Origin of the sequence: [Lactobacillus] rogosae, from assembly GCA_900112995.1 — a bacterium.
Classification (GTDB): Bacteria; Bacillota; Clostridia; order Lachnospirales; family Lachnospiraceae; genus Lachnospira; species Lachnospira rogosae.
Map to the genome: position 1 here is coordinate 39,546 of FONU01000009.1, position 24,843 is coordinate 64,388.

The 24,843-nt window shown below is 35.5% G+C and carries 24 protein-coding genes and 1 pseudogene; 23 read left to right on the plus strand and 2 right to left on the minus strand.

Annotation, left to right across the window (positions count from 1 at the left end; genetic code table 11):
• Positions 1-136: 136 nt before the first annotated feature.
• The 21 genes and pseudogenes from BM157_RS04490 to BM157_RS04580 all read left to right on the plus strand — a co-directional run bounded on the left by BM157_RS04490 (position 137) and on the right by BM157_RS04580 (position 20,082).
• A complete protein-coding gene (locus tag BM157_RS04490) occupies positions 137-1,198 on the plus strand; it encodes an FKBP-type peptidyl-prolyl cis-trans isomerase (RefSeq protein WP_318255812.1) in 1,062 nt (353 codons plus the stop codon).
• Positions 1,199-1,523: 325 nt separating this feature from the next.
• The gene (locus tag BM157_RS04495) at positions 1,524-4,031 is read left to right on the plus strand and encodes an ATP-dependent helicase (RefSeq protein ID WP_090140076.1); all 2,508 of its coding nucleotides are present in this window, start codon (positions 1,524-1,526) and stop codon (positions 4,029-4,031) included.
• A 72-nt stretch (positions 4,032-4,103) separates the two neighbouring features.
• A complete protein-coding gene (locus BM157_RS04500; RefSeq protein ID WP_022502282.1) occupies positions 4,104-4,367 on the plus strand; it encodes a hypothetical protein in 264 nt (87 codons plus the stop codon).
• A 188-nt stretch (positions 4,368-4,555) separates the two neighbouring features.
• Positions 4,556-5,938, plus strand: coding sequence for a 23S rRNA (uracil(1939)-C(5))-methyltransferase RlmD (gene rlmD, locus BM157_RS04505; protein WP_090140078.1), 1,383 nt, complete (start codon positions 4,556-4,558; stop codon positions 5,936-5,938).
• A 151-nt stretch (positions 5,939-6,089) separates the two neighbouring features.
• Positions 6,090-6,515, plus strand: a pseudogene (locus BM157_RS04510) (GNAT family N-acetyltransferase).
• Positions 6,516-7,063: 548 nt separating this feature from the next.
• Entirely contained in the window at positions 7,064-7,435 is a 372-nt protein-coding gene (locus tag BM157_RS04515) for a helix-turn-helix domain-containing protein (protein WP_022502280.1), read from the plus strand.
• 31 nt (positions 7,436-7,466) lie between these two features.
• On the plus strand, positions 7,467-8,477 hold the full coding sequence (locus BM157_RS04520; protein WP_090140079.1) for a hypothetical protein: 1,011 nt from the start codon (positions 7,467-7,469) through the stop codon (positions 8,475-8,477).
• Positions 8,478-8,496: 19 nt separating this feature from the next.
• Positions 8,497-10,824 (plus strand): hypothetical protein, encoded by a 2,328-nt coding sequence (locus tag BM157_RS04525; RefSeq protein WP_090140081.1) that lies wholly within the window; start codon positions 8,497-8,499, stop codon positions 10,822-10,824.
• Positions 10,825-11,079: 255 nt separating this feature from the next.
• Complete coding sequence (locus BM157_RS04530; RefSeq protein WP_090140083.1) at positions 11,080-11,781, plus strand: hypothetical protein; 702 nt, start codon at positions 11,080-11,082, stop codon at positions 11,779-11,781.
• Between the two features lie 223 nt (positions 11,782-12,004).
• Entirely contained in the window at positions 12,005-12,175 is a 171-nt protein-coding gene (locus tag BM157_RS12910; RefSeq protein ID WP_318255814.1) for a hypothetical protein, read from the plus strand.
• 31 nt (positions 12,176-12,206) lie between these two features.
• Positions 12,207-12,764 (plus strand): hypothetical protein, encoded by a 558-nt coding sequence (locus tag BM157_RS04535; RefSeq protein ID WP_090140085.1) that lies wholly within the window; start codon positions 12,207-12,209, stop codon positions 12,762-12,764.
• A 61-nt stretch (positions 12,765-12,825) separates the two neighbouring features.
• Positions 12,826-13,509, plus strand: a complete 684-nt coding sequence (locus BM157_RS04540; protein ID WP_090140087.1) for a metallophosphoesterase — start codon at positions 12,826-12,828, stop codon at positions 13,507-13,509.
• Between the two features lie 86 nt (positions 13,510-13,595).
• Positions 13,596-14,801: a WYL domain-containing protein gene (locus BM157_RS04545; RefSeq protein ID WP_090140089.1), complete on the plus strand. Its 1,206-nt coding sequence runs from the start codon at positions 13,596-13,598 to the stop codon at positions 14,799-14,801.
• Positions 14,802-14,818: 17 nt separating this feature from the next.
• Positions 14,819-15,016 (plus strand): hypothetical protein, encoded by a 198-nt coding sequence (locus BM157_RS04550; protein ID WP_022502271.1) that lies wholly within the window; start codon positions 14,819-14,821, stop codon positions 15,014-15,016.
• Between the two features lie 39 nt (positions 15,017-15,055).
• Positions 15,056-15,703, plus strand: coding sequence for a hypothetical protein (locus tag BM157_RS04555; RefSeq protein ID WP_022502270.1), 648 nt, complete (start codon positions 15,056-15,058; stop codon positions 15,701-15,703).
• A 25-nt stretch (positions 15,704-15,728) separates the two neighbouring features.
• A complete protein-coding gene (locus BM157_RS04560; RefSeq protein WP_022502269.1) occupies positions 15,729-16,580 on the plus strand; it encodes a KOW motif-containing protein in 852 nt (283 codons plus the stop codon).
• Positions 16,581-16,604: 24 nt separating this feature from the next.
• Positions 16,605-16,757, plus strand: a complete 153-nt coding sequence (locus tag BM157_RS12915) for a hypothetical protein (RefSeq protein ID WP_022502268.1) — start codon at positions 16,605-16,607, stop codon at positions 16,755-16,757.
• A gap of 9 nt (positions 16,758-16,766) precedes the next feature.
• Positions 16,767-17,792 (plus strand): WYL domain-containing protein, encoded by a 1,026-nt coding sequence (locus BM157_RS04565; RefSeq protein WP_090140091.1) that lies wholly within the window; start codon positions 16,767-16,769, stop codon positions 17,790-17,792.
• Positions 17,793-17,809: 17 nt separating this feature from the next.
• The gene (locus tag BM157_RS04570) at positions 17,810-18,400 is read left to right on the plus strand and encodes a metallophosphoesterase (protein ID WP_022502266.1); all 591 of its coding nucleotides are present in this window, start codon (positions 17,810-17,812) and stop codon (positions 18,398-18,400) included.
• Between the two features lie 138 nt (positions 18,401-18,538).
• A complete protein-coding gene (locus tag BM157_RS04575; RefSeq protein ID WP_090140094.1) occupies positions 18,539-19,225 on the plus strand; it encodes a metallophosphoesterase in 687 nt (228 codons plus the stop codon).
• Positions 19,226-19,263: 38 nt separating this feature from the next.
• Entirely contained in the window at positions 19,264-20,082 is an 819-nt protein-coding gene (locus tag BM157_RS04580) for a metallophosphoesterase (protein WP_090140096.1), read from the plus strand.
• Positions 20,083-20,220: 138 nt separating this feature from the next.
• On the opposite strand, the gene dut is transcribed toward BM157_RS04580, so the two are convergent.
• The gene (gene dut / locus BM157_RS04585; protein WP_022502263.1) at positions 20,221-20,664 is read right to left on the minus strand and encodes a dUTP diphosphatase; all 444 of its coding nucleotides are present in this window, start codon (positions 20,662-20,664) and stop codon (positions 20,221-20,223) included.
• Positions 20,665-20,685: 21 nt separating this feature from the next.
• The gene (nrdG, locus tag BM157_RS04590) at positions 20,686-21,213 is read right to left on the minus strand and encodes an anaerobic ribonucleoside-triphosphate reductase activating protein (RefSeq protein ID WP_022502262.1); all 528 of its coding nucleotides are present in this window, start codon (positions 21,211-21,213) and stop codon (positions 20,686-20,688) included.
• 192 nt (positions 21,214-21,405) lie between these two features.
• Here nrdG and BM157_RS04595 point away from each other — a divergent pair, with 192 nt between their 5' ends.
• Both BM157_RS04595 and BM157_RS04600 read left to right on the plus strand, forming a co-directional pair.
• Positions 21,406-23,814: an RIFT barrel domain-containing protein gene (locus tag BM157_RS04595; RefSeq protein WP_090140097.1), complete on the plus strand. Its 2,409-nt coding sequence runs from the start codon at positions 21,406-21,408 to the stop codon at positions 23,812-23,814.
• 192 nt (positions 23,815-24,006) lie between these two features.
• Positions 24,007-24,843, plus strand: coding sequence for a sugar phosphate isomerase/epimerase family protein (locus BM157_RS04600; RefSeq protein WP_055306712.1), 837 nt, complete (start codon positions 24,007-24,009; stop codon positions 24,841-24,843).

Genomic DNA, 24,843 nt, shown 5'->3' on the forward strand with positions numbered 1-24,843 from the left:
GAGCATATCAGATTGGGCTTTTTGCCTTTTTTTGTGATAATATTGTGAAACATTTGCATAATACTGGTTTTAAATGTGATATTGTGGTATAGTTTATAAGTCGGTGTTACGGCAATATTTAATGTGGAGACAGGTTATGAGAAAAGTATTAAAGAATAAAGTTGTAAAATATGCTGTTACAGCAGCTATGGTTATGTCAGTTATGATGACAACAGCCTGTAACAGTAAGATAAAGGTAGATTATGGATACAATCCAACTGATTATGTAGAGCTTGGAGATTATAAGGGAATTCAGGCTGAGGTTGATGTAACAGCCATAACTAATCAGGTTATAGATGATAAGATTGCAGAACAGCTTGAAAGTGAGACAACATATACAGATGTTAACAGGGAAGCACAGAAAGGCGATAAGGTTACATTTGGTTATACTGGTACATCAGGCGGACTTTCAATAGATGATTTTACTGGTTCTGATTATAGTATGACACTTGGTAAGGATGCTTTCCCTGTTGCAGGAACTGGCTTAGATGAAGAATTATATGGAATGGTTGCAGGACAGACTAAGGTAATAACAATCACACTTCCAGAGAATTCAAAGTATTCTGATTATGCTGGCAAGAGAGTTGTATTTGAGCTTACAATGAGTTATGTACAGCAGGCTAATGTTCCTATGCTTACAGATGCTTTTGTTAAGAGTGCGTTCAACTGCGAAACAGTTGATTCATATAAGGCACATGTTAAGAATGATGTCAGTGGAACAATAGAAACTAAGATAACAGAAGCTAAGAATGAAGCAATACTTACCCAGCTCCTTGACAAATGCAAGGTTACAGGTTATCCAGAGGAATTCCTTGCACAGCAGTCATCAAAGCTTGAGGAATCAATAAGCTTTTACAGCACACTTCAGGGAAAGACTAATGATGAATATTGCCAGAACCTTTATGGCATGACATTTGATGAATTCGTTAAGGCATCAGCAGGACAGCAGCTTGTATATCAGGCAATTGCAGAAAAGGAATGTCTTGCAATTACAGATTATGAATACAAGGATGACCTTGAGCAGTTCGCTAAGGACAGCGGTTATTCAAAGGTAGATACATTTACAGATAAATATGACAAAGAAACTATTGTTAAGTCTATGCTTGTTAAGAAGGCACAGAATTTAGTAATGGATAATGCAGTCATAACAGAGAAGTAGGATATAAGAATATATTTGTTGAATATACGGAAAATGTATGTTTGTGGAATATAAAAACTATATACTTATGAAATATATAATAAAGTATATATTGCAAATCAGAAATCATAACTGGATAAATATATTTAATGATATACTAATTCAGGCAATGGTTTCTGATTTTTTGCTTTTAAAAATATCGAACATTTGTTATACTGAATTATGATACTGTGTATGCACAGTATGTGAAGGTTAAGTTTAGATGCACTGTTGATTTTAATTAAGTGCATTTGTAAGTTAAAGTGGAGATAGTGTGAGTATAATCACACATTGGATTGGAGAGTATATGAATTTAGATGGTTTAAATGACTGCCAGAAAAGAGCGGTTAAAAGGACAGAAGGTCCGCTTCTTATTATAGCGGGTGCAGGTTCTGGAAAGACAAGAGTTCTTACTAACAGGATAGCCTATCTTATAGATGATTGTGGTGTAGCACCATATAATATACTTGCTATTACATTTACTAATAAAGCGGCAAGGGAGATGAGAGAGAGAGTTGATGCGACAGTAGGACAGCAGGCTGGCGAAGTGTGGGTAAGCACCTTCCACTCTACCTGTGTGCGGATTCTCAGGCGTTATATAGATAGAATTGGTTATTCCAATACATTTACAATATATGATACAGATGACGTCAAGAGTGTTATAAAGGATATATGTAAGAAGTTCAATATAGATACGAAGATGCTCAAGGAAAAGACAATTATGAATGCGATATCGCACGCCAAAGATGAGCTTATGAGTCCGGATCAGATGGAGCTTGAGGCTGGTGGTGACTACAACGGCAAGAGAATTGCCAATGTATACAGGGAGTATCAGAAGACATTAAAGCTTAATAATGCACTTGATTTTGATGATTTAATATACAAGACAGTAGAATTATTGGAAAATGATGCTGAAGTACTTAATTATTATCAGGAACGATTTAAGTATATTATGGTTGATGAGTATCAGGATACTAATACATCGCAGTTTAAGCTTATATCAATGCTTGCCGCCAAATATGGCAATCTCTGCGTGGTTGGGGATGATGATCAGTCAATATACAAGTTCAGGGGTGCTAATATTACCAACATATTGAATTTTGAGAATACATTTGCAGGAACTAAAGTAATAAAGCTTGAGCAGAATTATCGTTCAACACAGACAATTCTTAATGCAGCCAATGCGGTCATAAGCAATAATATAGGAAGAAAAGCAAAGAGTCTGTGGACAGAGAATGGCGAGGGTGAAAAGGTTAATTATACACTTTATGAAAATGGATATGATGAGGCACAGGGTGTTGTTGACAGCATAAGTTCTATGGTAAGGGACGGCTGGAATTACAACGATATTGCCATATTATACAGGACTAATGCACAGTCTAGAGCGTTGGAAGAAAAGCTTATGTTAAAGAATATACCATACCGTATATATGGCGGAATAAGCTTTTATCAGCGTAAGGAAATAAAAGATATACTTGCATATTTAAAGACTATAGACAATGGTATGGACGGACAGGCAGTAAAGCGTATTATCAATGTTCCAAAGCGTGGAATTGGTGCGACAACAATTGAACGAGTTCAGGAATATGCAGACCAGAATGACATAACATTCTGGCAGGCTCTGTGCGATGCTGAGCATATCGATACGATAAAACGAGGTGTTGGAAAGTTAGAGCCATTTGTTACACTTATAGGTTCACTTAAGGCAAAGCAGGAATTTATGAGCATAAAAGAACTTGCCGAAACTGTTGTAAGTGACACAAGATATATAGAATGTCTTGCAGAGAGCGAAACAGCAGAAGAAATAGAAGCAAGACAGGAAAATATAGATGAATTGATTAACAAAATAGTAAGCTATGAGGAGAGCTGCCGACAGAAGGAAGAAACTCCTACATTAAGCGGTTTCCTTGAAGAAGTTGCACTCATAGCAGATATTGATAATCTTAATGAGTCAGATAAGCAGGTAATGCTTATGACATTACATAGTGCCAAAGGTCTTGAATTCCCTATTGTGTATATGACAGGAATGGAAGATGGCCTTTTTCCAAGTTATATGACAATAGTGTCAGATGACCCTGCAGAGATAGAGGAAGAAAGACGACTTTGCTATGTAGGAATAACAAGAGCAGAGAAGATACTTAACTTAAGCAGTGCGAAGATGCGTATGGTACGCGGTGAAACACAGATGAATAAAGTATCACGCTTTATTAAAGAAATTCCCGAAGAATATATGCACATAGAAAATAATAGTTCAGGATATAATAAAGGTAAGATTGCATATGGAGGAAAAGATGACTCAGAGGAAACACGTTCGTATAATATCAGAGCCAATGCCAAAGCCGCTCTTAACAGATACGGTTCAGGCAATGTGAATTATAAAGAACCAAAACGTGTATCAATCGGCGGCTCAACTTCAGCAGGCTACAGGTCTTCTGTGAGAAAGGCGAATACTAAGGTTGGTTTTGGTAAAGAATTTCCTATGGATATATTTGATTTAAAGAAGTCATCGAAGGCTGCTGGAGCTGGAGACAGTGGAACTGGCGGTAGATTGACAGCAGGTGGAAAATCTGTATCAGGCGGAAGTTATGCAGGTGCTTCATATGGCACAGCGGGTTTGACTGCCTCTGTTGGCAGTGCTGGAGGAACATCTGGACTTGGATATGGTGTTGGCGATACTGTGGTCCATGCCAAGTTTGGAAAAGGAAAAGTAATTTCAATTGATAATGGCACAAGAGATTATATGGTAACTGTAACATTTGATGAGTATGGTTTAAAGAAAATGCTTGCAGGCTTTGCAAAGCTTAAAAAAGCCTAAATATGGTGACAAATAAAATATGTTGTGATACAATATATTTACTTTAAAAGTGTTTTGAAAGGAGCGGTTGTTATGAATAAGGATAAGATTGAAGAGCTTATTGCGGCAAGCAAGCTCAATGAACTTCTTCACAAGAAAGATGTAGAAGAGAGCAAGAAGAAAAGTAATGTAATTATCATAGTATTAGCAGTTATTGGAGCGGTTGCAGCATTAGCAGCTATCGTATATGCAATCTATAGATACTTCACACCAGATTATCTTGATGATTTTGATGATGATTTTGATGATGACGACTTTGATGAAGACTTTGAAGATGATGATGAATTCGAGAACTAATTATTCTGCCAATTAAAGAATGATTAAGACAAAGACCACTGGCTGGCTTACAGCCAGTGGTTTTTTAGATGTTCGGTGATGTGGGAGGAAGGCTGGTTAGCTGGTGGTTGGTTCGTATAAAAAATTGATAAAGAATAAGGACAGGGTTAGTTTCCTGATTGATTATATAGAAGGATTGGAGATAAAAGATGAAAAAAGGCGGCATATATACAGGTTATGTAGAAAGCGTGGATTTTCCTAATAAGGGAAATGTAATAGTTAAGACAGAGGAAGACGGACAGACTATAGAGGAAAAGGTTGTGGTAAAGAATTCAATACCGGGACAGACAGTTAAATTTATGGTAAATAAGAAGAAGCATGGCAAATGTGAAGGAAGGCTTCTTGAAGTTGTCTGTCAGGCAGATACAGAAACTAACGAAAGATGTGAGCATTTTGGCAAATGCGGTGGCTGCGTATACCAGACTGTGAAGTACGAAGAACAGTTAAAGATGAAAGAAAATGCAGTGAAGAAGCTTCTTGCTCCTGTTATTAATACAGAATATGAGTGGGAGGGAATAATTGGAAGCCCTGTATCAAGTGAATACCGTAACAAAATGGAATTTTCATTTGGCGATGAGGTAAAAGATGGTCCGATAGCTCTCGGTTTACATAAGAGAAACAGTATGTATGACATAGTAACAGTAACAGGTTGTAAGATTGTGGATAATGATTACAGAAAAATACTCAAGTGTGTATATGATTATGCACTTGAGAAAAATCTCACTTATTACCACAAAATGAAGCACGAGGGGTATCTTAGACATTTGCTTGTAAGAAAAGCCGTAAAGACAGGACAAATCCTTGTGGACATTGTGACAACTACAATTAATGATATCCCTATGGACGAGCTTGCAGACAGATTAAAAGCATTGTCACTTGATGGAGAGATAACAGGCTTCTTACACACTTACAATGACAGTGTTGCCGATGCAGTAATCAATGAAAAGACAGATATAGTATTCGGAAGGGATTATATTGAAGAAGAACTTCTTGGACTTAAATTCAAGATTACAACATTTTCATTCTTCCAGACTAACTCACTTGGTGCAGAAGTACTGTACTCAAAGGCAAGAGATTATGTCGGAACAACAAAAGACAAGGTCATATTCGATCTGTACAGTGGAACAGGAACAATTGCACAGATGTTAGCCCCGGTTGCAAAGAAAGTCATCGGCGTTGAGATAATACCAGAAGCTGTCGAAGCAGCCAGGATTAATGCTGGCATAAATGGACTTGATAACTGCGAATTCATCGCAGATGATGTGCTTAATGCTCTCGATAACATTAAGGACAAGCCGGACTTTATCGTCCTCGACCCACCAAGAGATGGTATCAATCCTAAGGCACTTAAGAAGATAATTGACTATGGTGTGGAGTCAATGGTGTATATTTCCTGCAAGCCTACAAGCCTTGCAAGAGATCTGGTTATGTTGCAGGAGAGTGGGTATGAGGTTAAGAAGGGGTGCTGTGTGGATATGTTTCCGAATACGGGGCATGTTGAGACTGTCTGTCTTTTGTCCCAATTAAAATAAAAATAAATTTTCTAAAAATGAAGAAAGTAGGCAACCACAGTGTCCGCAAGATAAGTGAGAGAACAATTGTGGAGGTACTGAAGCATTTTAAGATGATTCAAGAGAAATAAAAAGATTTTGTTCAATAGGAATTTGTAGGAGAACTACCATTGTGATCAGAGAATTACGAAAAGCAGATGTAAATAGAGTTGCAAAGATATGGTTGGACACTAATATAAAGGCACATTATTTTATATCTGTGCAATATTGAAAAAATAATTTTGAATTAGTGAAAGAACTATTATTACAGACAACTGTCTATGTCTATGAAGATAATCAAGGAATACGGGGCTTTATAGGTCTAAACAATGAATATGTTGAGGGCGTTTTTGTTTCTGAAGGAATGCAATCGCATGGTATAGGTAAGGCTTTGTTGAATTATGCAAAAGATAAACGGAGTAAATTGCTTTTGAATGTATATCAAAAAAATACACGAGCAATATCTTTTTATCAAAGAGAGGGATTTGAAATTCAGAATAGTGGTTTAGATGAAGCTACTGGAGAAAAGGAATATGTAATGGTATGGCAGTGGAAATAGAAGTTTAAGTTTATAAAATGAATAATGGGTAACAGGGTTACTTTTTATGTATGGATACACTTAAGTATGAGATTCCAAATGAAATAGATAGAATTTTTTTCAATCATAAGAATGTAGGAATTATGGCATATAACAATGTCAGAAAACCTACATTCTTATTTTTTATTTTATAATATATTGTTGATTCAATAGGAATCAGAATCAGCAAAAGTCATTAATTTAAAATCATTTAATTCAAATCAAAATTCAAATTATTGATATAAATAGTAAAGTATGATTGTAAAAAATATAGAACTCACAATATATGTTTGTATCACCAGATAAGCACTGCGATAAAGAATTCCGAAAGGTATTTTTTGAAAAAAATTTAGAAATGTGGTTTGTTGACCGCTGGGGGAAATAGTCAATTGTATGATTATGAAGAAGGAGGAAAGTATTTATCAGATACGAAAACTACATTAACAGTGTTGTACTATGAGTATTTGAAAATGTTGGAAATTTATAAATGATTGTATAATTACTTGGTATACAACAAGTAGGGAAAAGATATGAGAACGGATAAGATAGGTATTAATATTTCAAGGTTAAGAATTGAACGTGGAATCACGCAGGAACAGCTTGGCAGGGATATTGGACTGACAGCTTCTGCTATTTCAAATATAGAGTGTGGCAGGAGTGTGCCATCAGTGGATACTTTGTGCAAGTTTTCTGAGTTGTTTGGGGTTAAGGTCGACACCATATTATCTGATAAATCTGACTCAGACCTGAATAAGCTTGAAATGGAAGAAAAACTTGTTACTGTTGACAGATATTTATCTGAAATAAAAGAGATATCGGCTAATTACAGTATAGGTCATAGAAATTATGAGATTAGCAGGAAAGGAGGAGAAATAGTTTATAAAGCATCATCAAAGGAATAGATAAAATGTTAAATATGAGGAGGAAAACAGAGTGCACAGATTGAAAAGATGGATAAATGAAGAAGTTAGTTTTTATAAAGAACAATTAAAAGAGAGTCCACTTGAAACAATAGCTATATATCTTTCGTGGGTATTTGTAATTATTATTGGATTAATGGCAGTATTTGCATATATAAAATTTATTATTGATGGTGGATATCCAATGAGTGTTGCCAGAGTTAAAGAAAATGGAGCTTTTGCCAGTGCTAATTTTACAAGTGGAACAACATATATAATATCCAATAATGTGGTTTGGATTATATTGGCAATAATTATTTGTATACAGACACTGGTTTCAATTATTTTAATGTTTGCGGAAAAAGTAATATGGAAATGGATATTGTTTATTATAGATATAATTGCAATGGTATTTTGTGTTGTGAAAATATCAACGAATCACAATTATTTATTAAATAATGATATGGGATTAATATATACGGCTGTTCTGCTTATTACAATTATAGTTTTCTTTAAACTTCTTATAGATAGTGATGGCAGTTATGTATTTCTTGCAGAAGGATTAGGATTAGCAGCATATCTTATTATACTGGCGTTAATTTTATTATTGGAAAATATAGTGGCGATTGGTGCATTAGCAGGAGCGATTATAGTTGTAGGAATAGTGGCTGCTATATTAATATTTGGTAATAGTTCAAAGGAGAGTGCAGGAAGTACATCTTCTGGAAGTGGAGGTTCGACCTCATATAAAAGTTCATCAGGTAATGTTGGTATGAAAAGCAGAAAGCCAGATAAAAAAACGGCTAATACACCAGCTCATAAAAAAGATAGTAACCCTAACCATCATTATATTGCAAATTATAATGAAATATTGGGCGTCAAGCTATATAAGGTTAATGGTGATATGGGAGATTATATTGAATTAGATAACACAATGGTGGAGAAAAAGATATGTAGTCTTGCAGATGCAGAAAGTGGAAAACATAAATTTTATAGAGAAGAATCAGGAAAAGAAATCAGAGTTCAAGAAATTCCATGGAAATAAAACATAAGGGGGACACATTGTGAAGAAGAAAATAATAATAGGCATATTGGCATCAGTAATAGTTATTGCGGCAATAGCTGCAGGCATTGTAACTGGAACTTCATCGAAGAAAAAAAGCAGTAATGATATAAATGTTTCGTGTAAGGCAGCAGTGACTAAAAATGAGGATATAACATGTTATGACTGGCTTAAGAAGTTATGCAATAAGATGGGCGTTGAAGCAGAGAATTACAGAAAAGCGGCTAAGGAAAATGGTTATATTACAGATAGTGATGAATTTAGTGATGACGACATAGCTTCTGGTGGATTTATGGCACTTACTTCAATGCGTGCAATGGGCGAAGGCAAAATGCAGATATATCTTGGCACTGATGATGAAATATCAGACAATACCAACATAGAACTTGCAATTAATAATAACCTGATAGCAGAAGATTCGCTTGATAGAGGATTTTCTGACCAGGAGGCTGATGGTATTCTTGATAAATTTGATGATTTATATTATGGAGAATTCTGGCCTGAAGATATTGAAAATGTTTCTTATAAAGAAAATATTTCTCAGCTTCAGTTTTTTGATATTAAAGATTATAAAGAAGATGAAAATATTATATATATAGATGAAAGTGCAGCCAAAAATCTGAAAAAAGGTGACACATTTGTATTTGATTATATGGGCGAGAAAATTGCAAAGAAAATCGTTGAGGATATGGGAAATGGTACATTTTCATTGGAAGACCCTGAGATAGACGAGGTATTTAATACTCTTATAGTTTCAGATTCGGCAAGCATAGGAATTGACGATATTATTAGTTACTATGGACTTGATAATGTGAAGGTGTCGGCTGGAAAGCCTGTAACTATGCTGACAGCAGATGTGTCTGGTAATATCAATTCCAAGGGATTCGCAATAGAGGCAGCGGTAAATGATGATAATGAACTTGAAGTTACATTGACAGATAATGATACGGAGGCAGAATACGAGCTTCCTATTAAACAGAAGCTTAATAAAAAATGTGAGAATTTCTCTATAAAATGGGACGTTAATAATATAAATGTAGGAGCACAGGTTAAATATACTCTTAACAGTGGGTTAAAATATGCATCTGTAGGTGTTGATATTGATTCAGAGATTTCAGGAGAAATCGGATTTGAAGGTGATTTTTCAGATGGAATCCTTTTATGTCAGACACCTGCACTTATTGGTAGTAATCTTGTTGCAGTAAATGTAGCGTTATATATTGTTCCAGCAGTAGATGGTTCAGTTAATCTTAAAGTAGAAGTGCCATATTATGCAGGGGTATCATATGAAAAAGGCAAAGGTGTGAATGGAACAATGGGGCTTCGTTCATCTATGCAGACATCAATTGAGGCAGAAGGAACAATGGGATTGTATTTCAGGACAGCACCAATGCTTGTAACAATGAAATCCATTCCGTTGTTAGATGCAGAACTTGATATAGGTGCAGAAGCAGAAGCAACACGAACTGGCAGACCAAATGGGCAGATATGTTCTGATGTTAATGTTAAGTGTCCTGTTTTCATAATTGGAGTTGGTGATGAAAGTGTTAAATATAAGAATAAGAAATCACTTCTTTGTACAATGGATATAAGTAAGAGTTGTGAATTTACATCATTTGCAAGAAGCAAATCACTTCATTATGAAAGACTTGCTGATGGCACGAAGCAGTTTGTGAAGGAATGTACATATAATGAGCAGCCAGAAGATGATAAGCCAAAGGAAAGTGGGGCAAGTACAGAAGCACCAACACAGGAGCAGCCAACGCAGGAGCAGGTAACACAAGGAACAGATTTAAAAGAATCAGGGTCGCTTCATACATATAAGACGAGAATGGCAGAATATTTCCCAGAGCAGACGACATTTTATTTTGACTATCCGGATAATTGGACAGTGGTATCAGAGCGGGCTAATGCGAATACAGAAGTTGTTATAATTCAAAACGATAATGGAGTTCAGATTGAATATATAGCACGAGATGATAAATTTGGAACAGAAATTATGGGTAATATTATGGTAGAAGCTAAAAATGATGTTGTATCAAAGCCAAGGTATAACTCTGGCGGAGAATTGGTGATAGTTAAGACAAAGGACTATAAAGAATATTCAAGAACTTCACCTGATGTAAGGGAATATGATGATGGTGCAGAAAGATATGCATTGATGCCAGCTTCTACAAGTTATTCGATATGTCACACGGGAATTTATTTAGGCTGTTATTTTGAAACACCTAAAGAAACAATGTTCTTTTCAATACCAAGCAAAAAATTAACAGATAAAGACAGAGAGGAAATAATTGCAATATTAGAGTCGTTTAGGGATACTCCTTAAAGACAATTTGTGATATAATAAACTTAAATTATTAGGTCGTGAAAACTAAAGATAAAAACTTGAGAAAAGGGGGATTATGAACGAATTTAATGACAACAGCCAGCTATATAGCAATGGAAAAATGTCTGCACAACAGACATAGTAGCAACTTTTGGAGTTTTGTGTATAGAAGTTGTGTCGTTTGTGTTCTAGTGTCTGATTTTGAAGTTGAAGAAATAAGACAAGAGATTTATTAGTTTTGAAAGGGGTTATATAATGATGGATAATAATGGTTACAAATATGAATATATGAAAGATAATAGTATTAGTCCAATTAATATTAGATGTGTAAGAACTATACATGTTAATAGGTTTTATAAGAATGAAGATGATGAAAAGTGCCAAAGTGGAGAGACAATTTTAAAAGAAAAATTAGGTGAATTTAAAATTGGAGATTTGTATTTGTATGATAAACCTGATATATCAATGAGAGCTGATGATGTTGATTTTTCTGTAGATATTAATACATATAATTTCCATTTATATCCTAAAGAAGGTAAATGCACTGAACTGAATGATAAAATTAATGAATTACATAGAAGTTTAAATAAAAAAGAAATAGAAGAAATTCTTAAAACAAAAGGAATAAATGGAAAAGTGATAAAAGGAAGAGGAATACAACAATTCGCTACTTCTAAATATATATCTGTAATATGCGAAAAAGATAGAAATGAACAATATTGGTTGTTATATGAAACATTATATATTGATGATGAAAATAAAGTGAATTCTATAGCTGGGCGTATACAATTTGCTAAGACGGTTAATAGAAAATCATTAAATTATGGAAAGATAACATATCCTAAATTAGATGGAGAATGCATAGATAATACGATATACAATAATACTGAATTAACAATAGATGATGATTCTCAAAATATAATTGATAGTTTTGTTAGATTTATAGAAAATAACTGATATGTATAAAATAGTAAATATTTATGTATATATTATCCTTTAATAAATCGGATAAAATATTATAAAGACATTTTATTATAAACAAATTTAATAATACCACCCCAAAGGCGAAAAACCCCGACCTCTCCGACATTATAATAAATAATAGACGAGAGGTCATCTTGTCTAAATACAAAATATTATATAAGAAAGAGAAGGATAGCCAGCCGAAAGGAGTTTATTAATGAAAACAAGATATACTCTTATCGGAAAAATGATGAGTAAATTTAATCCGGCTGTCAGAACGTATTTACAGGAGTATGAATGGCTTGAAGATAATGAGTGTCAAATAACGGATAATTTTATTAAGGCAGGAGGACTATTTATTGAGATAATGCAATATTGCTGGTTGTAGGAAATAATGTCTATAGATAAGGAGAATCACAATGGCAATTAAATTTAAAGAGATAAGAAGATTTCTGGCAAGAAACACAAGGTTATCAATCTGCTTTGAAGATGGGGATTATCATAATTATCTGTTGATATCTGATATTCCGTCTTTGGAATATGATGAGTTATATGTTTATGGAGTAGGAATGATTGTTGTTGAGTTTTCGAAGGATATCTATTCAGAACCAGAAGAACCAAACGGTGAGGTAAGTATATCTATGAGCAATCTTACAATGCAGCCGGCGATAGAGATAGTATTATCTGATAAGCCACGGGATATTGAAAGAAACATTTGTGATAGTCTGACATTTAAAGATTTAAAGCCTTATTTACAGATTGGCAGATGGTTTAATATTGTCAATAAGCTGGACTGGTCAGGTGAATCATATGAGTATAGAAAAAACATTTCAGAAAAATATGACAGTATGTATGTGTATGGCATAGGAATGGAGAATAACCCTGATTTAGAAGAAACATATAAAGAATTAAAATATGACACTCATCTTAAGAAAAGAATGGTGCTGGTGCTTTCAGACAAACCAAGACGGAACTAAACATAGAAAAAATACATTTGAACATAGCAGGTAAATGTGAAAAAGAGGTGGACATATATTTATGGATATTACAATAGATGATAATAGAAATGTATATGTGGTTTCGGATATTCATAATTATGCAGATGGATTTAAAAGGCTGTTAAAGAAGATACAGTTTAATGAGAATGATTTGCTGATTATTGATGGAGATATATTTGACCGTGGAGATAAGCCAGTTGAGCTGTATTTTGAAATATTAAAATATCCCAATATACAGGTTATACAGGGCAATCATGATGTCTGGGTTGCAAGGCAGATTATTGAACAATTCGGACATAGAAAATCTGGAGAATATATTTCTTATAATGCGGTGTCTATTATGGAGAAGCGGCTGACACCTGTTGATATGCTAAGACTTGCTGAATGGATACAGGAAAAGCCATATTATATTAATCTGACCATTAATGGCAGGAAATATCAGATAGCACATGCACAGACATTTCTTACGCCTGAGCGTATGTTTGATAAAAGAAAGATATATATGGGAGACGGACATTATGAGCAGTTTATCAGGGGTATGGAGGAACATGAGCAGTTTATATCGGTTGTGGGGCATACTGCAACTGATAACAGGAAAATATGGGTATCTCCTTCAGGACGGACTATACGCATAGATTGTGGAGCTGGTTATAAATGTTATGGTAAAGAGGGGACACTGGGAGCAATAAGGTTAAATGATATGAAAGAATTTTATATTGATTAATAAATTCTGATAAATGGTGGAAAAAACCGACCAAAATGTTATTATAATAGAGAATACAATATATTATGATTAACACGAGGTGATATATGGCAAAGAGAAAGATTCAGAAACCAACCCGTTTTGAGCGTATGTATAAGGTGTGGGATTATCTGAGAAAGAATACAGACAGAAGACACCCTACCAGTATTGCTAAAATGAGGAAAGATGAAAATATAAATGCGTATATTGGTGATAAGGAGACTATTAACAGACTTTTAAAAGATATGGCAAATATTATGAATCTGGAAGATGGAGGAAGTGATTATAAGCCAGAAGCTGAGTGGCGGCTGTATTTTGATGATTTCAAAAAGTTTTATGGTGATAAGGAACGATATGAACGGGATGATTCTGATGAAGATGATTCTTATATTGCAAATGTAATGCGCATAAAGAACCTTTACTATAACAGAACATTTTCTGAGAAGGAGGTTGATTCAATTATTGAGGGTATTATGGCAACAAGGACACTGGATTCCAAGTCGGCGCAGGAGCTTGTCAGGAAGGTTGAGGACAATATGACTACGGCATTTTATAAGAGAACGCCGAGACATATATGTAAGGTTCAGGAGCCGGAGCTTGCAGATAGGGAGCTGCTGAAAGACAATCTTGCCATTATACAGAAAGCAATTGATGATAATGTGAGAATACAATTCAGATTCAATGGCTATTCTTATGAGAAAAAGCTGGAGCCGGTCAGGGAAGAGTCGGACGAGCTTAGCCCTTACTATATTGTTGCGAGTGGTGGAAAATACTATCTGCTGGCGGCTAAAGAGTATGAAGGTTACAAGCCCAATATGTCTATATGGCGGATTGACCTTATGATAGATATAGAGATTCCGGGAAGGAATGACAGGCTTCATATTAAGGGAATACCACGTATTCCAAAGAAAAATGTTGCCAATCTTCCAGAAAAATGGTCAGAAGATTTTCAGTTGAAACATCTTAATATGTCTTTTGATAAGCCGGTTTTAGTAACACTAAGAATTAAGAGTGAAAAATGTGAAGACAATCCGAAAAAGAGAGTCCGCCCAGGATATACATTTTTACATGACTGGTTCGGAGATTCATTCACATACATAAGAACAGAAACGAAGCCGCCTTATGATGATATCGTCAGGGTGGAGTGTTCACCTTATGGCATGGCACACTGGGCATTGCAATACAGTGAACTGGTCGAGGTTCTTGAGCCGGAAAGTCTGCGGGAAGATATTAAAAGTAAGATAAAGGCGTTGAATGAAAAGTATTCATTGTAAGGGGAGGAGTCATTGTGATGAATTTGCTTGAATTTTTAGAGAATTGGGATGATAATACACAAGTTTTGGTCGAAAAAAATACAGAAAAAATATTTTCTGGAAAAATTGCGGATATGTCTGAGAATGTAGCATGCAGATATTGGATTCAAAAAGCTGGTGTAAAATACTATAATGAAATAATGCATATAGCTGTAGAGAATATGAAGGTAAAATAAAAATAATTGATTTTAGTGAGCAAACTAGGAGAAATATAGATGATTGATATAACTATGTCAGATGACTACAGGGCGTTTTTAGAAGAACAAAATTATAACTTCACAGATTTTCAGACAGCAACTCTTGTCTGGAATGACCCCATGAAAAGCAGACGGCAGAAGCTGGAGGCATTGGCTTTATTAAGAGACACTACTAAAGATATTGTACTTAAGAAGCAGCTCATTGAAAGAATAGAGTATGAAAATAAATTGTCAAAAGGTGAAGTAGACATAGTAAATCCGTTCAGACCGGAAAGATTTGAAGATGCATTTTTTGAAATCCCATTTTGTTATAAGTCAGCAGGTACTCCGGTGAAGGATATAGTAGATGGAACATATGGAATACTTTCATCTGGAGAAGATGACTGGAATGATTATCTTCAAGAGATTAAAGACAGAAAATGGGAAGTTGATTATTCAGATATTCAGGCTGTGGTTTTATATCCAATAAAGTCGGAGTATTGGGATCATATGCATTGTAATCCATTGCATCTTCAGATGGAATTGCCGCCACATATGGAGAACAAAGAGGAAGATGCAGCTTATAGGAGAGCCATGGAAGCGCTTAGTGATTATTGTTTTTACAAAGGAGAGCGCAATACTGAGGAAACAGCTAAACGGTGTATGAAGGAATATGCCAAGATTTGAGCAGGATAATATTGGGAGGTGTCTGATGATAGAAAATTTTATAGACAGATTTGTACCATCTAAAGATGAAAGAGAGTTTCTTAAAGACAAGAGTGTTACATTTTCGGATGTGGAACAGGCAGAAATAATAATTAATCATGAGTGCTTAAAAAATTCAGAGAAAAAACAGGCAGTGCAAGAGTTGAAAGAAACCATATCAGATAAAGAATTGATAACGGATTTAAATAAGGCAATTGATGAAATACCGGATTCGGAGAATTGCTGGCACGAATCGGGTATGAAATGCTTTTATAGAAAATTTGATATTCCACATAATTTCAGACATGGGGATATAGTAAGAGTTGTTGATGGGAAACATGAAGGGAATATCGGAGTAATACTTGGGCTTACAGATGAAGAGTATGAGAAACTTAAAGTCAAAAAGGGTGATTACAGTGATATACAGATATGTGTTGATGTCATATTCAGAGGATATGATTATCTTGGAGAATTTTCACACTCGCATGTTAATCCAATATATATTGAGAGAATCCAGCTTCCAGAAAGTGATGCAAGGAAACATTACATTGATTATCTTGTGGAAACATACGATAAACAGTATTTATCAGATTATAATACAGCTACACACAAAGAAAAAATAAAACAACGAATCCACATTTTGTCTGCCGTTATGTGGGCGCAGGAACATCATAACCAGATTATGTATCTGGTGGATAGTGCAAAGGATAAAGCTTGTTTTCAGGAGATGCTGATGGAACATTATTATTTTGACAGAGAACAGGCATGTGCTATTTCGGATATGAGAATGAGCGTGTATACAGCATTAGAAAAAGATAGAACAAAAAAGGAAATACAGGAATTATTAATGAAAATGTAATTATAAGAAAATGGAGGGTGTCAGATGGAATTAAAACAATCAGATACGATAAACAGATATGATAAAGAAATGAAATCACAAGAGGAGTTAAAACATTTTCAGGAATCAGCGGCGCTTTTTTATAAAGATGTACAAAAATTATACAAAGAAGATGTTGAAAGAAGAAAGAATAATTAAAGGTGAAACATGAGTGTTGAGTATAATGTGCTTAATATATTAAAAGAACACAGTTCCAAAGAGGCCGCAATAACGCTGAATGTTACTGATATCGTTACTTATATGCATAAGGATTATGATAAAAGCATTACAGATAAACAGGTCAGGAAAGCATTAAAGGATTTGACGGACTCAGAACTTAATCTGCCTGATGAACAGAAGGTAATCAGATACAGGACATATGACAATGAACGCCGCAAGACAGATTATTATTATAACAACATTATAACCGATGTAGAGTTTAAATTCCTTATTGATTCTGTATTGTACAGTAACATTTTTAATAATGAAAGAGCAATGGATTTAGCCGGGCGGATTCAGACTTTATCAGGGAAGAATCTGAAAAATATAACACCTTATGCAAATGCTTCTTTCGGGCGGACCAGATATGCACAGAATACAGATGTTCTGGCAAACTGCCAGCTTATAATTGATGCCATTAAAAATAACAATTACATAGAATTTGACTGGAATGTATATGATGTTAAGAATAAAAATGTTTATCTGCATTTTCAAGGAAGAAGAACGGTGATTCCTATAAGACTTATGCTCAATAATGGAAGATATTTCTGTCTGGTAAGATACAGGGACAGCAGGAAAGTATATACATACAGTGTTGACCTTATGACCAGATTAAGAGTAAAGGAACAGAGGAAAAGTGATGGAATAGGCTTTGATAACCTTAATATACCGTTAGAGAGAGCAGTATATATTCTGAATCACCCTTACATGATGGGCGGTGAATTAAGACCTTATATTGTCAGGATAGACAGGGAGTATTTTTCAAGACTGATAGATGATTTTTCATATGAGATAAATGTTTTGAAAGAAATGGATACAACAGTTGATATCCGTGTAAATGCGTCATGTAAGGGAATGGCATACTGGCTGTGTCATCATTATGATATAGCTTCAATTGTTGATAATAAGGATAAGGAATTGAATAAAGAATTAAAGAAGGCAGCAGAGTCTATATTAAGACAGGTACAGGATTGAAAAAAGGAGGAACACGAATGAAATACTATATTAGTGATATGCATTTCTTCCATAAAAATGTGACAAAGGAAGGCAATAATTTTGATAACCGTCCATTTAATTCATTAGCTGAAATGCACCAGTATATGAAAGAAAAATGGAACAGTAAGATTACAAATGGTGATACGGTTTATATTCTTGGAGATATTGCTATGCGGGGTACAAACGAGGAGCTGATAGCCTTAGTTGCACAGTTAAAGGGCAGGAAAGTTCTTATTAAAGGGAATCATGATGATGTTTCTGATATGAGGTATAAGAATATTTTTGAAGAGATATATGATTATAAGGAAATTACTGACTATGTAGACCAAGATGCATACAAGCTTGTATTAAGCCATTATCCTATACTTATGTGGAATGGACAGCACAGGGGGACAATACATTTGTATGGACATACTCATAATACTTATGAAAATGAATTCTATCAGGAATGTTTACGCAAGCTGAATATGGAAATGCTTATGCGGTCAGAGAAGTGTTATGATATAGCAAGGGCTTACAATGTAGGCTGTATGATGCCTTATATGAATTATGAACCACGCACATTGAAGGAAATACTTAATAAATAACATAAAGAATAATCACATTGATATTGACTGTGGCGCATATCTGCCGGGTGGAAGGCTTGCGGCAATATGTCTGGACACAGGTGAAGAATTTTATTCCAGTGAGAATGATAAAGACTGAGAATTTATGGAGGAATGTACATGAAAATATATTGCATGAGTGATATACATGCGTGCCTTGAGTCATTTGAGGCTGCTCTGGAAAATGTAATCTGTCATCTTGATGAAGATGACACAATGCTTTTATTGCTAGGCGATTATGTGCATGGTGGTGATTATGGTAGAGGAGTGCTTGATAAGATAATGCATTTGCAGGAACAATACGGCAATGATAAGGTCATGGCACTCATGGGGAATCATGAAGATATGGTAATAAGCGGCGAAAGTACCATAGATTCGATGTATGGAGGCATGCAATGGTATGATAATGAAAATGCAGATGATTTATACATAAGCTGGTTGAGCAGCCTGCCAAGATATTACACAGAAGGCAATACTATATTTGTGCATGCCGGAATTGATGAAACTGTTGGTGATATGTGGGAATGGGAGACATCTGATGATATATACACCTCGAAATATCCCGCTGAAACAGGCAGGATAGAAGGTCTGGATATGAAAGTGGTAGCAGGTCATGTCTATACATCTGAGATATCGGGAGATTCAACGTTTAATGACATATATTATGATGGCGAAAATCACATATACATAGATGGAGATGTGTTGTCAACAGGTGTTATCCCAGTATTAATGGTTGATACCGATACGGATAGTTATTATCGTATTACTAATGGAGGCTGCTGGCCTTTGACGGAATATGAAGAATAGTATTGTTTAATGTCAAATGAAATGGAGGTCATTGATATATGATATATGCTATGAGTGATATTCATGGATGCATAGGAGAGCTTCAAAAGAATATGGAACAGGTTGATCTTGGTGGTGATAATCGCATTGTATTTTGTGGAGACTATATTGATTACGGCGACAGTTCGTATTATGTTTTGAAGTATCTTTGGGATTTGCAGAAAAAATATGGTGCAGAAAAAGTTGTGGTTCTTAAGGGTAACCATGAGCAAATGTTTTTGGATTGGATTGAGAATTACAGAAACATATATTCAGATGGAACAGAAGATTGCAGGACTTTCAATGATTGGATTTGCACGGATTTTGAGTATGGAGCAAATACCATAAATACATTTATATCGGAGCAACAGATGGATTTCTTAAATCAGATAGCAAGAACATGTTCCATGGAAACAATTAGCAGAGAAACAGTTCAGATGATTCTTTCAAATCATGAAAAGCTGATTTGGTGGATTCAGCAGATGCCTTTATATTTTGAAACAAAAAGTCAGATATTTGTTCATGCAGGAGTAGATGAAGAAGCAGGAGAGTACTGGATGTGGGGAGCATCTGATAATACTCTTCTTGGCAAGTTTCCGGCAACGAAAGGTAAGTTTTATAAAACCATAATAGCAGGGCATGTTGGAACCTGCAGCAGAGATCTTGCTGCTAATCGGAGTTATCACGATGTTTATTATGACGGAGAGAGTCATTATTATATTGACGGATCGGTTTATAAGGGTGGAAAACTGTTGCTATTAGCTTATGATGAAGAAAAGGGGGAATATTATCAAGTTGAAAATGGCAGGATGGCTTTTGTTAACCCTGCTGGCATATAAGAGGGATAGATTATATAATGTCAATAATCTAATTAGAAATGCCTGATTAAAATAACACGAAATTAATTTAATATAAATATACAATAGCAGCTTCGGTAGAAGCTGCTATTGTATGTAATGACAGTAATATGCTGAATATTATTTAGTCCCAGTAGACCCAAATCCTCCATCACCTCGCACTGTATCACTTAATTCCTCAGCCTCAACGAATTCAGCAGTAATATAAGGTGTGAGTACAAGCTGTGCAATTCTGTCGCCAGGTTCAACGGTTACAGGGGATTGTGAATGGTTGTGTAATGCAACCATAAGCTCGCCGCGGTAATCAGAGTCAATAACGCCGACCTTATTGGCTGGGGCAAGACCTTTTTTGCACGCCATACCGCTTCGTGCGTATACAAGACCAACAAGGCCTTCTGGGATTTCCATAGCAATCCCTGTCTTGATGAATTCTGTAGTACCAGCGTTGATTATCACTGGTTCAGTCATTCCGGAATAGAGGTCTGCACCGGCAGAGAATTCTGTGCCATAAGTTGGAACTATTGCATTTGGTGTAAGCTTTTTAAATTTAACTGTCTGTTTCATTGATAATTATTCTCCTTAATATTATTGATATTCTTCAGCAGTAACTACAGTGCCTTCTTTTAAGGACTGCTGTACAAGTATTGTGCGCTGGTTTGATGAACCCTTGAATTTAAGCATCATATCTTTTAATTCTTCAACAAATCTGCCATCTACGCATACGTCAATATATGAAAGCATTTCTCTGGTTTCAGGATATTTGTCATACATTTTATCCATAATATCCTCATCAAAAAGGTAACCGGTAAAGCACCATATATCCTTGGCCGGATAGTTTTCCTTTACAGCCTTTAGAAGCGGAATAAGTCCCCTTTGATTGGCTGGTTCAAATGGTTCGCCGCCAAGCAGTGTAAGACCAGCAATATAATCTGGCTTCATTGAATTAATGATATCAGATATGGTTGCATCAGTAAAAGGTGTACCATAGTTAAAATCCCACGCAATTTCATTAAAGCAGCCTTTGCAGTGGTGTGTACATCCGCTTACAAAAATGCTTGTACGTACTCCAGGACCATTGGCGATGTCGTTATATTTAATTTCAGCGTAGTTCAAAATATTCCTCCTGATTATGTGCCTTATATGTAAATTAATATGTATAATATCATAAATTGGACAAATATAACAGTGGTTAGAAGTGGCAATTAATATTATAATAACAATAGTTAAAGATTTAACGCATAACGTAATAGAAATAGTATAGCAGACACTACATATGTAAAATGCATAACAGAAATGAGGCTTTATATGGTTGATATATTTTTTGACAAGTTATACAGATATCCAAGAATTAATGAATGTGTTAGCATAGCAGTTCCATTTGCTAAAGGGGAACTATATAATACGGATAATATAAGCATAGTTCAGAATAAGAGAAAATGTATTATCCAGCCAAAGGTTACGGCAGAGTATGATGACGGTAGTATAAAGTATCTTTTTGTTGATTTTATGGCAGATTTACCAGCTAATAAGTCGGCAAAGGCAGTATTGACAACTACTAAACAGGAGTTAGCTAATCTTATAGCAGACGGACAATCAGAGTGTGCTAAGCAAGATGGCACCGTCAGTGTAACACCGGTTAATAATGGCTTTTTAATAAAATGCGGCAGTCTGGAATATGAGGTTGCCAACAACAGCAGTTCAATATTCAGGCAGCTTAATGATTACAGGAAAGTATATACAGATAAGAATTTTGAAGGTCCATATCTTAAGGATAAAGATGGCAATGCTTATAAGCTTAAGATTGGAGAGTGGAAGGTTGTTGAGGCCGGACCAGTTATTGCAAGCGTAGAAGCTGAGTGCAGTAATATCGCAGTAGGGAATATTGAGAACAAAAATATTAAGGCAGTTATTAAAGTCACTGGTTATGCCGGAAAGCCATGGGTTAATATTACATACAGAATTATTAATACATCAGATGATGAGTTAAAGATAAAGTCGCTTGTATTTTATATTAAGAAATCAGAAGATAGCGTAATTACAGAGCAATTAAAGCCACTTAAAATTGCAGCAGGTAACGATTCAACAGGCTGTGGTGATATCCGTACAGATAATTCGCATAATGATGGTCCTGTATTTGTAACAAGGGGTACAACAGAGCTTGATATGCTTGAAAAGAAGGCTGATGTCAATAATATAAGAACCGTCGTTGCAACTTCTAATTATAAGACAAGCTTTATAATTGGTAAGAATGGCGAGGAGGTCAATGAGGTAATTGATGATAAATATCTTGTGAAAGAGGCTAATGAGCATTTTGCAGAGGTATTTTATGGAACATTTATGGCTGATTATACTGATGGTGAAGATGGTTTTAGTGTTACGGTTCATCAGGCACAGCAGAATTATCCTAAGGCAGTGAAGTCGTGCAGTGAAGGTGTGGCTGTTATGCTTGTTCCTGAGAATGTCGGGGAGATTACTATGCAGTCAGGAATGGCAAAAGAACAGCAGTTTATGATACATTTTCATAGTCCAGCTATGAAGCTGTGGGAGATAGACAACAGAAGTCTTATATACCAGATGCCAGACAGACCATATATAGCACCGGAAGTGTTTAAGAGGGCAGGGGTTATGATTGATGTGTTCCCTGTAAAGTATAATGATGATTTTGAGATATCACTTATGGCAAAAGCAGACGGACATTCAAGGTGCTATGGTATGCTTAACTGGGGCGACACGGTAGATCAGGGCTACACTGTTCAGGGACGTGGCGGTGGAAAGCCTGTTTGGAGCAATAATGAATACGATTATCCACATGCGTGTGCACTTATGTATGCAAGAACTGGTGTCAGAAGATTTATGGATTATCTGATTGTGTCAGCAAAGCATTGGATGGATATAGATGTGTGCCATTACAGCAGTAATCCTCTTAGAATTGGCGGACAGTGGGAGCACACGGCAGGACATTGTAAGAATGGTGTTATGGTATGCTCTCACGAGTGGGTCGAGGGTCTGCTTGATTATTACCATTTTACAGGTGATAAGAGAGGCTATGATACAGCCATTGGAATAGGAGAAAATGTATTAAAACTTCTTGAAACGCCTATGTATCAGGTGCCGGGTGAAGCCAATGCAAGGGAAACCGGATGGGCACTAAGAACACTTACAGCCCTTTATGTAGAGACTAATGATAATAAATGGCTAGTAAAATGTGACTGGATAATTGATAATTTTAAGAAGTGGGAAGAAGAATATGGCGACTGGTTATCACCTTACACAGATAATACAGCCATAAGAGTAGGCTTTATGATATCAATAGCGGTAGGAAGCGTTATGAGATATTACAGAATATTCCCAAGAGAAGATATCAGGCAGATGATATTAAGGGCAGTTGATGACCTGACAGAGAACTGTTATATGGATAATGGTTTGTTCTATTATAAGGAGCTTCCAAGTCTTGCAAGAAATGGCAATAATACCCTGCTTCTTGAAGCACTTGCAATAGCCTATGAGCTTACAGGTAATAAACAGTATCTTGAATATGGAATTAATACGTTCAGGGGTGCTGTGAATGAAGTGCCTAAGGGAGCAGTAGGAGTCAAGACTATTATAGATGATGCGGTAATATGTCAGGGTAATTCAGGAAAAGGATTTGCACAGAGTTTCATACCACTTGCAACTTATTATAATGCAATTAGTGAAAATAATATGACATTCTGACAATAATGTGTTAAAATAAATATTATGATGTATGTGTAAGAGGCATAAGATGGCATTTCAGTAATGAAAGATGTCATTTTACTGGGTCGCACAGCACACCGGAAACAGACAGCCATATCAGAAAGAATATACTGATATGGCTGTTTGGGTTAAATAATCATAACACAGAGTAACAGCCTAAGGAGGTTAATTATGAGAATCGGTATAAGAGCACACGATGTGGCATATGCACCACTTAATGAACTTATTCCTAATATACATAATCAGGGATTTCATTGTATGCACATAGCATTAAGCAAGTCTATTAAGGAGTTCAAGCCTGGAGTAGAGACTATGACACCAGGTCTTGCAATGTATATTAAAGAATTATGTGCAGAGAATAAGGTTGATATAGCAGTACTTGGCTGTTACCTTAACCTTTGCAATCCTAATGAGGAGAAGCACAAGGATATAGTTGAGAAATATAAGGCACATATAAGATTTGCAAGTATACTTGGCTGTGGCGTAGTTGGTACAGAGACAGGTGCTGTCAATGAGGAGTACAAGTATGAGCCAGCTAACCATTCAGAGGAAGCTTTACAGTGCTTTATAGATAATTTAAGACCAATAGTTAAATATGCAGAGCAGTTCGGCGTTATAGTTGCGATTGAACCGGTATGGAAGCATATTGTTAATACAGTTGAGAGAGCAAGAAAGGTTCTTGATGCGATAGACTCACCTAATCTTCAGATTATATTTGATCCAGTCAACCTTTTATATGTGGGTAATATAGATAAGCAGGATGAGATAATTAATCAGGCATTTGATTTATTATTAAAGGATATAGCAGTTGTCCACTGCAAAGATTATGTAGTTGAAGGTGATGAGCTTAAGTCAATAGCGGCGGGAACAGGCGGACTTAATTATCCGCTTCTTCTTAAGAAGATTAAGGAACATAAGCCATATGTTCATTGTACACTTGAGAATACTGTACCAGAAAATGCAGTAGCAACAAGAGAATTTATGGAAAAACTATATTCAGAAGTGTAG